Source organism: Providencia sp. PROV175 (assembly GCF_032707045.1).
GTDB classification, from domain to species: domain Bacteria; phylum Pseudomonadota; class Gammaproteobacteria; order Enterobacterales; family Enterobacteriaceae; genus Providencia; species Providencia hangzhouensis.
In genome coordinates, this window is the sequence record NZ_CP120533.1 from 1,073,876 (window position 1) to 1,088,178 (window position 14,303).

The window sequence follows — 14,303 nt, forward strand, 5'->3', positions numbered from 1 at the left end:
GACTCTCACGGAGGAAAACGTAATATACGCCTCCTCGCAGCAACGACCGAAAGGTTGGTTTTCATAAAGAAAAGCTGCAACGCTCTTTAACAATTTATCAGACAATCTGTGTGGGCACTCACAGGACACTATCAAAAAATATTTGATTTTAAGTCTTGAAGAGTGACTAACACGTTAATTCATATATATGAAATAAGGTAGTAACGCTTATTTTGGAAGGATAACGCGAAGGCGAGCAAAGATAACCCGAGACAGTACTTAGGTACGGCGAGGGGAAGCGATGCGAAGTCGACAAAGTTAGCCGAACAAAAGAACGTTACGGTCAGTAAGACATTCTTTGAGCATCAAGCTTTTTAATTGAAGAGTTTGATCATGGCTCAGATTGAACGCTGGCGGCAGGCCTAACACATGCAAGTCGAGCGGTAACAGGGGAAGCTTGCTTCTCGCTGACGAGCGGCGGACGGGTGAGTAATGTATGGGGATCTGCCCGATAGAGGGGGATAACTACTGGAAACGGTAGCTAATACCGCATAATCTCTAAGGAGCAAAGCAGGGGAACTTCGGTCCTTGCGCTATCGGATGAACCCATATGGGATTAGCTAGTAGGTGAGGTAATGGCTCACCTAGGCGACGATCCCTAGCTGGTCTGAGAGGATGATCAGCCACACTGGGACTGAGACACGGCCCAGACTCCTACGGGAGGCAGCAGTGGGGAATATTGCACAATGGGCGCAAGCCTGATGCAGCCATGCCGCGTGTATGAAGAAGGCCCTAGGGTTGTAAAGTACTTTCAGTCGGGAGAAGGCGTTGATGCTAATATCATCAACGATTGACGTTACCGACAGAAGAAGCACCGGCTAACTCCGTGCCAGCAGCCGCGGTAATACGGAGGGTGCAAGCGTTAATCGGAATTACTGGGCGTAAAGCGCACGCAGGCGGTTGATTAAGTTAGATGTGAAATCCCCGGGCTTAACCTGGGAATGGCATCTAAGACTGGTCAGCTAGAGTCTTGTAGAGGGGGGTAGAATTCCATGTGTAGCGGTGAAATGCGTAGAGATGTGGAGGAATACCGGTGGCGAAGGCGGCCCCCTGGACAAAGACTGACGCTCAGGTGCGAAAGCGTGGGAGCAAACAGGATTAGATACCCTGGTAGTCCACGCTGTAAACGATGTCGATTTGAAGGTTGTTCCCTAGAGGAGTGGCTTTCGGAGCTAACGCGTTAAATCGACCGCCTGGGGAGTACGGCCGCAAGGTTAAAACTCAAATGAATTGACGGGGGCCCGCACAAGCGGTGGAGCATGTGGTTTAATTCGATGCAACGCGAAGAAACCTACAATCTTGACATCCAGATTGAACTTAAGCAGAGATGCTTTAGTGCCTTCGGGAACTCTGAGACAGGTGCTGCATGGCTGTCGTCAGCTCGTGTTGTGAAATGTTGGGTTAAGTCCCGCAACGAGCGCAACCCTTATCCTTTGTTGCCAGCGACTCGGTCGGGAACTCAAAGGAGACTGCCGGTGATAAACCGGAGGAAGGTGGGGATGACGTCAAGTCATCATGGCCCTTACGAGTAGGGCTACACACGTGCTACAATGGCGTATACAAAGAGAAGCGACCTCGCGAGAGCAAGCGGAACTCATAAAGTACGTCGTAGTCCGGATTGGAGTCTGCAACTCGACTCCATGAAGTCGGAATCGCTAGTAATCGTAGATCAGAATGCTACGGTGAATACGTTCCCGGGCCTTGTACACACCGCCCGTCACACCATGGGAGTGGGTTGCAAAAGAAGTAGGTAGCTTAACCTTCGGGAGGGCGCTTACCACTTTGTGATTCATGACTGGGGTGAAGTCGTAACAAGGTAACCGTAGGGGAACCTGCGGTTGGATCACCTCCTTACCATTGAAGTGTTTTTGTGAAGTGCTCACACAGATTGTCTGATGAAATAGAGTAGCGGTATCGATAGGCTTGTAGCTCAGGTGGTTAGAGCGCACCCCTGATAAGGGTGAGGTCGGTGGTTCAAGTCCACTCAGGCCTACCACTTTTCTCTTATGCTGCGTTATGGCTCAGCTCGTTTACCCAAAAGTAAACTTCGCTAATCCACGCCTTGCCTAAGAAAAAAGACCTCCGAATAAGAAAATCTTATAAAGAGATTCATTGATACCGAAAATACCTTTATGGGGCTATAGCTCAGCTGGGAGAGCGCCTGCCTTGCACGCAGGAGGTCAGCGGTTCGATCCCGCTTAGCTCCACCATAATTTTTCTGATTATTCAGAATAGATTAGTAATAGTCTATTGCGAATAATTATGCTCTTTAACAATCTGGAACAAGCTGAAAATTGAAAACAACGCACATTGTTTATCGCTTAAACAATGTGAGAGTCTCTCAAAATTTCAGACCTGAAATTTTCGGTCACTTTAGCGAGTGGCATGAGCGAGCAGTCAGTCCTTCGCGGCGGCCAGCGCACAGCAAGCGCAACATACATAAGTATGTGAGCATTGCGAGCACTGCCCAACAAAGAAGGAATGCACGCACAGCCATGACAGTAAGGTGAACGTTGAAACAATTTCGGGTTGTGAGGTTAAGCGACTAAGCGTACACGGTGGATGCCTAGGCAATCAGAGGCGATGAAGGACGTGCTAATCTGCGATAAGCGTCGGTAAGGTGATATGAACCGTTACAACCGACGATTTCCGAATGGGGAAACCCAGTGCAATTCGTTGCACTATCGTTTGATGAATACATAGTCAAACGAAGCGAACCGGGGGAACTGAAACATCTCAGTACCCCGAGGAAAAGAAATCAACCGAGATTCCCCTAGTAGCGGCGAGCGAACGGGGAGCAGCCCAGAGTCTTAATCAGCATTAGCATCAGGAGAACGGTCTGGAAAGTCCGGCAGTAAAGGGTGATAGCCCCGTATCCGAAGGTGTTAGTGTTGTGAACTCGACGAGTAGGGCGGGACACGTGTTATCCTGTCTGAATATGGGGGGACCATCCTCCAAGGCTAAATACTCCTGATTGACCGATAGTGAACCAGTACCGTGAGGGAAAGGCGAAAAGAACCCCGGCGAGGGGAGTGAAATAGAACCTGAAACCGTGTACGTACAAGCAGTGGGAGCCCCATCACTCAAGTGCCTCGGCAATTGAGTGAGGGTGTAAAACCATCACAATAACAGCGCAGGATTTGCCAACAAGATTGGCTGATTTTTTCAAGCCGCAGCGCAGTGGACATCGAAGTCCATGAGCAGCGGAAGTTAAAAAATCGGGCAAGATTGGCCGCAAAGCCAAGCGGGACATTTGAGGATGGGGTGACTGCGTACCTTTTGTATAATGGGTCAGCGACTTATATTCTGTAGCAAGGTTAACCGAATAGGGGAGCCGTAGGGAAACCGAGTCTTAACTGGGCGAATGAGTTGCAGGGTATAGACCCGAAACCCGGTGATCTAGCCATGGGCAGGTTGAAGGTTGGGTAACACTAACTGGAGGACCGAACCGACTAATGTTGAAAAATTAGCGGATGACTTGTGGCTGGGGGTGAAAGGCCAATCAAACCGGGAGATAGCTGGTTCTCCCCGAAAGCTATTTAGGTAGCGCCTCGTGAACTCATCTTCGGGGGTAGAGCACTGTTTCGACTAGGGGGTCATCCCGACTTACCAACTCGATGCAAACTACGAATACCGAAGAATGTTATCACGGGAGACACACGGCGGGTGCTAACGTTCGTCGTGAAGAGGGAAACAACCCAGACCGCCAGCTAAGGTCCCAAAGTCATAGTTAAGTGGGAAACGAAGTGGGAAGGCTCAGACAGCCAGGATGTTGGCTTAGAAGCAGCCATCATTTAAAGAAAGCGTAATAGCTCACTGGTCGAGTCGGCCTGCGCGGAAGATGTAACGGGGCTAAACTATGCACCGAAGCTGCGGCAGCGAACGTATCACTTAAACTGATTAAGTGATACTCAAATGTATCAAAACGATTGACGGAGCGAAGCGACGTCAATGCGTCCAACAAAGTCGAGGCGGAAACGTCAGGCAGTCAGTTTAAGGATACGTTCGTTGGGTAGGGGAGCGTTCTGTAAGCCTGTGAAGGTGTGCTGTGAGGCATGCTGGAGGTATCAGAAGTGCGAATGCTGACATAAGTAACGATAATGCGGGTGAAAAACCCGCACGCCGGAAGACCAAGGGTTCCTGTCCAACGTTAATCGGGGCAGGGTGAGTCGACCCCTAAGGCGAGGCAGAAATGCGTAGTCGATGGGAAACGGGTTAATATTCCCGTACTGGTGATAATTGCGATGGGGGGACGGAGAAGGCTAGGCTATCCGGGCGACGGTTGTCCCGGTTTAAGGATGTAGGCAGGTGAATTAGGCAAATCCGGTTCACTACATGCTGAGGTCCGATGACGAGTCACTACGGTGATGAAGTAGCTCATGCCCCGCTTCCAGGAAAAGCCTCTAAGCTCTAGATTATCATTAATCGTACCCCAAACCGACACAGGTGGTCAGGTAGAGAATACTCAGGCGCTTGAGAGAACTCGGGTGAAGGAACTAGGCAAAATGGTGCCGTAACTTCGGGAGAAGGCACGCTGGCATTAGGTGAAGTGATTTACTCATGGAGCTGAAGCCAGTCGCAGATACCAGCTGGCTGCAACTGTTTATTAAAAACACAGCACTGTGCAAACACGAAAGTGGACGTATACGGTGTGACGCCTGCCCGGTGCTGGAAGGTTAATTGATGGGGTTATCCGTAAGGAGAAGCTCTTGATCGAAGCCCCAGTAAACGGCGGCCGTAACTATAACGGTCCTAAGGTAGCGAAATTCCTTGTCGGGTAAGTTCCGACCTGCACGAATGGCGTAATGATGGCCAGGCTGTCTCCACCCGAGACTCAGTGAAATTGAACTCGCTGTGAAGATGCAGTGTACCCGCGGCAAGACGGAAAGACCCCGTGAACCTTTACTATAGCTTGACACTGAACATTGAGCCTTGATGTGTAGGATAGGTGGGAGGCTTTGAAGTGTGGACGCCAGTCTGCATGGAGCCAACCTTGAAATACCACCCTTTAATGTTTGATGTTCTAACGTTGCCCCATTATCTGGGGTGCGGACAGTGTCTGGTGGGTAGTTTGACTGGGGCGGTCTCCTCCCAAAGAGTAACGGAGGAGCACGAAGGTTGGCTAAGCATGGTCGGACATCATGCGGTTAGTGCAAAGGCATAAGCCAGCTTGACTGCGAGAGTGACGGCTCGAGCAGGTACGAAAGTAGGTCTTAGTGATCCGGTGGTTCTGAATGGAAGGGCCATCGCTCAACGGATAAAAGGTACTCCGGGGATAACAGGCTGATACCGCCCAAGAGTTCATATCGACGGCGGTGTTTGGCACCTCGATGTCGGCTCATCACATCCTGGGGCTGAAGTAGGTCCCAAGGGTACGGCTGTTCGCCGTTTAAAGTGGTACGCGAGCTGGGTTTAGAACGTCGTGAGACAGTTCGGTCCCTATCTGCCGTGGGCGTTGGAAGATTGAAAGGGGCTGCTCCTAGTACGAGAGGACCGGAGTGGACGCACCACTGGTGTTCGGGTTGTCATGCCAATGGCATTGCCCGGTAGCTAAGTGCGGAAGAGATAACCGCTGAAAGCATCTAAGCGGGAAACTTGCCTTGAGATGAGTCTTCCCTGACTCTTTAAGGGTCCTAAAGGAACGTTTAAGACTAAGACGTTGATAGGTTGGGTGTGTAAGCGTAGCGATACGTTGAGCTAACCAATACTAATGAACCGTGAGGCTTAACCTGACAACACCGAAGGTGTTTTAGAGAGATGGAGTTGTTTTCGAGAAGTGAGAAGCCGAAAGGTGAAGGACACGCAGCTTGTTCAAGATTGAAGTTTAGGTTTAGCAAATACCGAAAGTGTGTTGAGCTAAACGTGAACAAACAGAATTTGTCTGGCGGCAATAGCGCGGTGGTCCCACCTGACCCCATGCCGAACTCAGCAGTGAAACGCCGTAGCGCCGATGGTAGTGTGGGGTCTCCCCATGTGAGAGTAGGGAACTGCCAGACATTAAATTAGTGAGAAAGCCACCCATTGGGTGGCTTTTTTGCGTTTGGAGAAAAAAAGAAAAACAGTGGGTGTTGAGATTAGGAGGGGGGCCTAACATACTTATCATTTCAAAGGGAGTAGTAAAAGAAGGCATGGAGCATTACCCCTTTATAGATAGCGCTAATGAAAAACTTAAAGACCCTAGGGTTAAGATGGCAGTTACATTAAATTTGATAAGCTATAACACCTCAAATTTGATATACTACCTACAGTAACTAATCAAAAAGTGTAAGATTTTCATTATTTTTCTGTGATATAGGGACTTCAAATTTGGCGAAAAGAACCTATTCTGTTCGGTATATTGCAGGTGAGCCCGCTAAACGTATTCAGCCCATGCCTGTACATATGTTAGGAGAATCACTTCCAATAGGTTTACCGCTATTTGCTGCGGGTGAAACTCTTGATGTGGTTACATGGAACATTTATAAGCAGCAGCGTCCAAATTGGAAATATACACTTAATGAGTTAGTGAAAGATAGAAAACTTATTTTGTTGCAAGAAGCTCAAATGTCACCTGAGCTAATATCTTTTGCTGCATCACATAAATTAATTGCTGACCAAGTACCTGCATTACCTTTTTCTCCTCATCCCGCAGGTGTGATGACACTTGCTGCTTCACACCCAATATATTGCTGTCCTTTAAGAGAAAAAGAACCACTTTTACGGTTAACTAAATCTGCGTTGATTACGGTATATCCCCTACCAAATGGAAAACACTTGATGGTAGCGAATGTTCATGCAATTAATTTCAGTTTTGGAGTAGATGTTTATACTCGGCAACTAAGTAAATTAGGTGTTCATATTGCTAAACATGTAGGGCCAGTAATCCTAGCGGGTGATTTTAATGCATGGAGTAGACAGCGTGTGAATGCGTTGAAACGATTTATTCGCAGTGTAGGCTTGAAAGAAATTGTATTTAGTGATGATTACCGTACTAAGGCTTTTGGTCGTCCTTTGGATTACGTGTTTTATCGTGGATTGAACGTTAAAGATAGCACTGTACTACCGACAGATGCTTCTGATCATAACCCTATTATGACCAAATTTACGCTTCTAAGTAATTAAGATCATCTCCCTTATTTTTCCTCGTATTTAATTGTAGATTCGATGAACTACTTTTATGGGGAATATCAGATTGAAATCATCGTCGTGTACCTAATTTAGAGGCTTTTTTCTCGCGAAAAGGGAAAAAAAAGCCTATATCAAAGAATGCCAGTGATTATATTCCCGGCGATATTGTCTCTTGGCGTTTAGATAATGGTCGGCCACATATCGATGTTGTAACTTCGATAAAGTCACCAAGTACACAAAGTTATTTAGTTATGCACAATATTGGATATGGCCAAGTTGCTGAAGATGTTTTATTTCGTTGGGATATTGTTGGACATTATTCTTATTAAGTGAGATGGTTTTTATATAATATAATTTCCTGGCTTATAATTTTCAAAATTAACTTATTCAAGAGATTTTATATATGTAAGTGATTAGTTTTAATTGTTGTTTTTAAAATTATATTCTAATTATTGTATTAGCATTAATTCACTATGAACTATATTTATAACAGGTAGGTGGTATGTCGTATAGAATTTAATTATATATAAATGGTGGCTAATGTTATGAAAAATATAGTTATTGTTGGCGGTGGAACGGGTGGGACGATGCTAGCAAATACACTTACTAGAAAATTGAGTAGAGAAATTTTTTCGAAGAAAATAAAAATAACATTAATTACTGATAATCCAATCCATTATTATAAACCTGCATTTATGTATGTTGCTTTTAATTTATTTTTTAAGGATGAACTGAGTCGCCCTGAAAGAGAATTGCTAAGACCTGAAATAGAGTTAGCCATTGATAAAATAGAGCATTTTGATTTTAAAAATAAAGCGCTAAACTCTAAGCATGGAAAAAAATATAACTATGATTTTCTTGTGATTGCAACAGGTTGCGTACCTAAACCTGAGCGAATTGAAGGTTTAAAAGATATCGGTAACCACTTTTATGCATATGAAGCATCGAGAAAGCTAGCAGATCAACTTGCTAAGATTGAAAAAGGTCGAATTTTTATTACGGTATCATTCCCTGAAACGCCAAATGTACCCCATCAGTGTGGCATCGCGCCGATGGAAACAACATTAATGATTGATGAATTTTTACGTAAACGTCGAGTTAGGGATAGTATTGAAATCGTTTATACCTATCCAACAGTTTCACAATTATTGCGTAACTGTTTATTCATGCAACAACCTGTTTGTGAAGTTATTCCTGAAGTATTTACTGCTAAAAATATTAAAGCTCAGAGAGGGTTTACTTTAGATAAAGTTGATCCAGATAAAAAAATAGCTTATTCGAAAGAAGGTGATGAGCAAAATTTCGACTTATTGATCAGTACTCCGCCAATTACCGCGGTTGAGGCAGTTATTAATACCGGATTAAGTGAGCATAATAATGGTGAAGGTTGGTTACCTACCGACCATGAAACTATGCAAGTTTATGGTGTTGATGGCGTTTATGTTATAGGTGATACCGTTGATTTACCGATCAGTAAAGCAGGTGGAAGCTGTCATAATCAGGCCGCAATTATAGCTGATAATATTTGCGGAGAATTAATTTATGGTTATCCCGCAGCTATCTATGATGGGCGAGTTCAAGCTGTTGCCCAAATGGGATTAACTGCAGGGATGCCTTTACAATACGATTATAAACACGATGTTATTCCTACGCCTCCGACTAAATTAGGGGGATTACTAAGAAATGGCTTTAATAGAGGTATTTATTGGGCTGCTATTCGTGGCTTAGTTTAAGGAGGAAATCAAAATGTCTAATAATGAAAATCAAAGTAAACTAATTGAACTTCTTAATTCTGAGTCGGGTGATCATTTCGCAGACAAATTAGCACCGCTATTACAATTGAATCGTTTAGATAATATTGTTGATTTACTTTCTCTAATTTCTGACCTTATTGACATTACTGATAATAGCACGGTAGAAAAACTGGCAAACTCATTTGAGGATACTCTAGCGCCAGTCTGGGAATTCGGCACTGCATATAATATGGCTAAAATGGAGGAAATATATAATAGTAAAAATCCAAATTTTCGTTCTGTGTATGCTTTATTAAAAGATCCAAATACATTACGTGGAATTAGTACCGTTTTACGAACCTTGCAAATAATGGGTTCTCGATTGTCTTCCCCCCAAGAGGGATAATATTTCGGAGGTGGTATGATATTAGATAGACTGTATTCTTTTGATACGCGTGTGATACATAATTACTATGATGCAGCCGAAAATTTAGGATCACTAGCTTCTCCTATTTATCAAACGTCAACTTACGTATTTGATAGTGTTGAAGAAGGTGCCGCTTGTTTTAGCGGTGAATCGGATGGGTATATTTATACACGAATAAATAACCCAACATTAAGTTTGTTGGAAAAGCGGCTTGCTGATTTAGAAGAGGGGGATGCCGCAATTGTATTTTCTTCAGGGATGGGGGCAATAACATCAACCCTTTGGACCTTACTAAGCCCAGGAGATGAGCTGTTAGTTGATATGACGGTTTATGGCTGTACATATGCGTTCTTTCATCATGGATTAGCTCGATTTGGTGTCAAAGTTCGTCACATTGATATGAGTGACCCAAATAATGTGGCACAGGAACTCACTGAAAAAACAAAGATGATATTTTTCGAATCACCTGCAAACCCAAATATGCGCTTAGTTGATATTAATGCTGTAAGCAATATCGTTCATCAATATAACCTTGCAAATAACCAAGAAATATTGGTGACAATAGATAATACCTATTGTACTCCTTACATTCAAAAACCACTTGAGCTTGGGGCGGATATTGTTGTTCATTCATTAACGAAATATATGAATGGGCATGGTGATGTGATGGCTGGCGCTGTTATAACAACTGAGGAATTAGTGAAGCAAATCAGATTGGTTGGGCTGAAGGATATGACTGGAGCATGTTTATCCCCTCATGATGCAAACCTGATATTGCGAGGAATGAAAACACTGCCAATCAGAATGGAAAGGGTGGTTGAGAATGCACAGAAAGTTGCAGAATATTTGGCTTCGTTATCTGAAGTTTCTCAGGTTATGTATCCAGGTTTACCGAATTTTCCGCAATACTCATTAGCTCAAAAGCAGATGAAGCTACCCGGGGGAATGATTGCTTTTGAACTTAAAGGGGGCCTTGAGGCGGGTAAGCAGTTTCTGAACCGTCTACAGCTATTTTCTTGTGCGGTTAGCCTCGGTGATTGTGAGTCATTGGCTCAGCACCCTGCAAGTATGACCCATTCTACTTACACTGCTGAGGAACGAAAACAGTATGGGATTAGTGATGGGCTTATTCGTTTATCAGTTGGGTTAGAAAGCGCTAATGATTTGATTGCCGATATTAAGCAAGCGCTCTTTTGATACCACAATAGGTAACAAAAGGCCCTATATCATATATATATAGGGCCTAAATTCACTTTACGAATACTTTAGTCGATTAAGATTTTTGAAATTTACGCATGACAAAGAAGGTGACGCTCAATATAGCGACCCATGCAAACCCGACGAGAAGGGCAACTTGTGTATCTTTAAAGAAGCCAAGTAGCGCGATAACAAAGACCATAAATGCAATAGTAATTGCAGGGCCAATCGGCCAAAATGGAACTGGGAATTTGAGTTTTTTAACTTCTTCAGCGCTCATTTGGCGACGCATTGCGGCATGAGAAAGTAGGATCATTAACCAGACCCAAACAGTTGCAAAGGTTGCGATTGATGCAATAATCACAAAGATTTTTTCTGGAAGTAGGTAGTTCAAATACACGCCGAGTAACATTACCACGGACATCACCATCACAGTGACCCAAGGCACCCCACTTTTCGTTAACTTGGTAAAGACTTTTGGTGCCTGCTTGTCTTGAGCCATACCATACATCATACGACCAGCACCAAAAATATCACTATTGATAGCTGAGACGGCTGCTGTGATCACCACGATATTTAAGATATTTGCCGCTGATTGAATACCTAAGCTATCAAAAATTTGGACGAATGGACTGCCATTCTGACCAATTTGATTCCACGGATAGATGCACATCAGAATAAAAAGTGTTAACCCATAGAATAATAAAATACGAATGGGTACTGCATTGATTGCTTTAGGAATAGTTTTTTCTGGATTTTGTGCTTCACTGGCGGTAATACCGATCACTTCGATACCCCCAAAGGCGAACATTACGATAGCTAAGGATGCAATAACACCTTCAATACCGTTAGGCATAAAGCCACCGTGTTCCCAGAGATTTTGGATACCCACCGCATGGTCAGTTTCTTGGCCGAAACCGTAGAACATTAAGAAGGTACCACCAACAATCATTGCGATGATTGCGGAGACTTTCACGATAGACAGCCAAAATTCCATTTCACCGAAAATTTTAACATGGCATAAATTGAGCGCACCAATAAATAGCACGATACTTAATACCCATACCCATTGGTCAACATGTGGAAACCAGAACCCCATGTACATCCCGAAAGCGGTAATATCAGCCAAGCACACGACTAACATTTCAAATACGTAGTTCCAGCCAGTCAAAAAACCAGCGAGGGGGCCCATGTAATGGCTAGCGTAGTGAGAGAATGAACCGGGTACTGGGTGATGCACTGCCATCTCGCCTAAGGCTCGCATGACCATAAATACAGCGGCACCACCGACCATATAAGCGAGTAAAACTGCTGGACCTGCCGCTTGAATGGCAGAAGCAGACCCATAAAACAAGCCGGTACCAATCGCTGACCCTAAAGCCATAAAGCGAATGTGCCGAACACTCAGTCCCTTTCTGAGTTGATTTTGTTCACTACTTTGCATGTCTTTTCCTGTCTTTTTCTTCGTTCGATATATTGTTCCGAATAGGCTTTCGGTATTGTTTATTAAGTCGGACGTACTTTATTGAACCCTAAGGTGGCTACATTATCACAAACTTCCTTGTTCGTGAGATAGATATCTGCAATATAATGCGTGCTCAGCTAACTATTTTAGGAGTGATATGAAATACCCAATTAATGAAATTTTCCAAACCATTCAAGGAGAGGGGGTTTTTACTGGTGTTCCAGCTGTATTTATTCGTTTGCAGGGCTGCCCAGTTGGATGTAGCTGGTGTGATACCAAACAAACATGGGAAAAAGAACAAGATAAAGAATCTACCCTAGGGGATATCGCACTTAAAACGATTGATTCAGATGCATGGGCTATGGCAGATGGTGAGGCATTGGTTCAATTAATGAAAGAAAAACACTTCAGCGCACAGCATATTGTTATTACAGGCGGTGAGCCCTGTATTTATGATTTACAGCCACTGACTGGGATATTAGAACAACATGGATATCAATGCCAAATTGAAACTAGCGGAACATACCCTATTCAATGCACTGATAACACATGGGTTACTGTATCACCAAAAGTCGGTATGAAAGGAGGACTGCAGGTGATCAACCAAGCAGTAAATCGTGCCAATGAAATTAAACATCCTGTTGCTCGCGAGAAAGATATTGAAGCACTTGAGAAAATTTTAGCATTACGTACTGTCGAAACGCCTCCAGTAGTGGCATTACAGCCAATCAGCCAAAAGGCGGCAGCAACAAAATTGTGTATTGCAACCTGCATTCAACGTAACTGGCGGTTATCGATTCAGACACATAAGTATTTGGATATTCAATAATAAAAATAGCGATAACCTAGCAGTAACCCCCAATAGTTAGAAAACACTCATTGGGGGCCTTTAAATTACCTAAATGGTTGGTTTAATGGTACTTCAGGATCTGGCTCGTGAGTAATACGGTTACGTAAGTCACGGCGAATAATTTCAATAGACCAAAACCAAATTAAATGACCAAATATTTCTGACACATTCTCATACCATGGCAGGTCGAAAAGTGGAGGGGTGAGCCCCATAAGAGGGAAAGAAATCATATGGACAAATAATTGCGCCAGTGCACCCGCTAACAACCCTTGCCATAGCTTAATTTTAGGGAATACTTCAGCAACAATACAATATCCGACAGCAAATACGATAGAAAATATGATGTGGGTAACACCCACAGAGTTAAAAACGTGCCCAGCAAAGGTGTAAACTGCAGAGTTAGGGTCGGCAATTCCTAACCAATCCCTTAAGAAAATATAAGGAGGGTTGAGGAAGTTACGTGAGCAGTCAATTTGTTCCGCTGCACGGATCAGCGTTTCTGGCGAACAAGCTGCGTTGAACATATCCGTTGGGCTTCTTGGTGGTAATGGGACTTCAGCCCCCCATTTGACAAACGAAGAGACGATACCAGCGATTAGACCAATAAATGCGGCCAGCCCATAACGTCTTCTGGATTTTGGTGTTTGTTGAAATAAATGCATTTTCCCTGCCTTATTAAGAGTAAATAATGGTAAATAATAGATCAGGTTATAATTTAATGCACTATGTCAAATTAAAGTTTTTATATACTTAATTTCAAGGAGGGAATGCCAGCCACTAATTGCTTTTTGCCCCTCATTTATTTTCAAAATCTATTAAGCTTGCCGCCTGAGGTGCTTGTGTCTCTATATTATATTTCTATATTTATGAATGTTATTTTGCCCAGCTATCAAAATGGCTGCGTAAAATAACATTACATTATATTTGTAGCACTTGTACTTTTAAGCTTCCCCGCGATAGACGCAACCTGCATTGCAGGTTTCTTTTACGGTAACTGCACTTAATAAGGGTAGCAAAGGCTTAGTTTGTTGCCAAATCCACTGCGCTAATACCTCACTGGTTGGGTTTTCTAACCCTTCGATATCATTTAAATAATGATGGTCTAAGCGTTCCCAAATAGGTTTAAACGCGGCTTTTACATCGGAAAAATCAATAATCCAACCACTATGGGAGTCGACTTCACCAGTAATTTCTAAACGCACCATGAAAGAATGCCCATGGAGGCGGCCACACTTATGGCCCTCTGGGACATGAGGTAATTTGTGGGCAGCTTCGAAAGTGAAATCTTTATAGATTGTTGTGCTCATATGTGGCTCCTTGTTATGAGTAAACAGCGTATTGTACTGCATTTTTAGGTGAAAATATCTTTAATTACTAAAATAGCGTTAACCGCTTTTATCAATATGATCCATCAGTTAATTGCTTTAGGCTTTTTAGTTATTAATTATGGCTATCGTTTCTTATCCCATTATCTAGGGTTGTTAT

The 14,303-nt window shown here is 43.6% G+C and carries 8 protein-coding genes, 2 tRNA genes, 3 rRNA genes and 1 pseudogene; 11 read left to right on the plus strand and 3 right to left on the minus strand.

Annotated features, from left to right (window positions below):
* Nucleotides 1-354 precede the first annotated feature (354 nt).
* The 10 genes and pseudogenes from P3L44_RS04670 (at nucleotide 355) to megL (ending at nucleotide 10,503) form a co-directional block, all read left to right on the plus strand.
* Nucleotides 355-1,893 (plus strand): 16S ribosomal RNA (locus P3L44_RS04670).
* A 65-nt stretch (nucleotides 1,894-1,958) separates the two neighbouring features.
* A tRNA-Ile gene (locus P3L44_RS04675) sits at nucleotides 1,959-2,035 on the plus strand.
* Between the two features lie 138 nt (nucleotides 2,036-2,173).
* Nucleotides 2,174-2,249: transfer RNA gene (locus tag P3L44_RS04680), tRNA-Ala, on the plus strand.
* A gap of 325 nt (nucleotides 2,250-2,574) precedes the next feature.
* A 23S ribosomal RNA gene (locus P3L44_RS04685) occupies nucleotides 2,575-5,771 on the plus strand.
* Between the two features lie 148 nt (nucleotides 5,772-5,919).
* Nucleotides 5,920-6,035: ribosomal RNA gene (rrf, locus tag P3L44_RS04690) — 5S ribosomal RNA — on the plus strand.
* The 16S, 23S and 5S rRNA genes sit together here with 2 tRNA genes alongside, the layout of an rRNA operon.
* Nucleotides 6,036-6,345: 310 nt before the next feature.
* Nucleotides 6,346-7,140: an endonuclease/exonuclease/phosphatase family protein gene (locus tag P3L44_RS04695; protein ID WP_272662011.1), complete on the plus strand. Its 795-nt coding sequence runs from the start codon at nucleotides 6,346-6,348 to the stop codon at nucleotides 7,138-7,140.
* A 74-nt stretch (nucleotides 7,141-7,214) separates the two neighbouring features.
* Nucleotides 7,215-7,475: pseudogene (locus P3L44_RS04700) on the plus strand (DUF1287 domain-containing protein); the annotation flags it as partial.
* 216 nt (nucleotides 7,476-7,691) lie between these two features.
* A complete protein-coding gene (locus P3L44_RS04705; protein WP_140172978.1) occupies nucleotides 7,692-8,879 on the plus strand; it encodes an FAD/NAD(P)-binding oxidoreductase in 1,188 nt (395 codons plus the stop codon).
* Between the two features lie 13 nt (nucleotides 8,880-8,892).
* Nucleotides 8,893-9,285: a hypothetical protein gene (locus tag P3L44_RS04710; RefSeq protein WP_094960905.1), complete on the plus strand. Its 393-nt coding sequence runs from the start codon at nucleotides 8,893-8,895 to the stop codon at nucleotides 9,283-9,285.
* Nucleotides 9,286-9,300: 15 nt separating this feature from the next.
* Nucleotides 9,301-10,503, plus strand: coding sequence for a methionine gamma-lyase (gene megL / locus P3L44_RS04715; protein WP_200129278.1), 1,203 nt, complete (start codon nucleotides 9,301-9,303; stop codon nucleotides 10,501-10,503).
* A 76-nt stretch (nucleotides 10,504-10,579) separates the two neighbouring features.
* On the opposite strand, the gene P3L44_RS04720 is transcribed toward megL, so the two are convergent.
* Nucleotides 10,580-11,947, minus strand: a complete 1,368-nt coding sequence (locus P3L44_RS04720) for an amino acid permease (protein WP_272662012.1) — start codon at nucleotides 11,945-11,947, stop codon at nucleotides 10,580-10,582.
* 178 nt (nucleotides 11,948-12,125) lie between these two features.
* Between P3L44_RS04720 and queE the strand changes: the two genes are divergently transcribed.
* The gene (gene queE / locus P3L44_RS04725; RefSeq protein ID WP_272662013.1) at nucleotides 12,126-12,797 is read left to right on the plus strand and encodes a 7-carboxy-7-deazaguanine synthase QueE; all 672 of its coding nucleotides are present in this window, start codon (nucleotides 12,126-12,128) and stop codon (nucleotides 12,795-12,797) included.
* Between the two features lie 65 nt (nucleotides 12,798-12,862).
* On the opposite strand, the gene P3L44_RS04730 is transcribed toward queE, so the two are convergent.
* Complete coding sequence (locus P3L44_RS04730) at nucleotides 12,863-13,480, minus strand: YagU family protein (RefSeq protein ID WP_004260761.1); 618 nt, start codon at nucleotides 13,478-13,480, stop codon at nucleotides 12,863-12,865.
* A gap of 279 nt (nucleotides 13,481-13,759) precedes the next feature.
* Nucleotides 13,760-14,125, minus strand: a complete 366-nt coding sequence (gene queD / locus P3L44_RS04735) for a 6-carboxytetrahydropterin synthase QueD (RefSeq protein ID WP_004913900.1) — start codon at nucleotides 14,123-14,125, stop codon at nucleotides 13,760-13,762.
* Between the last annotated feature and the right edge of the window lie 178 nt (nucleotides 14,126-14,303).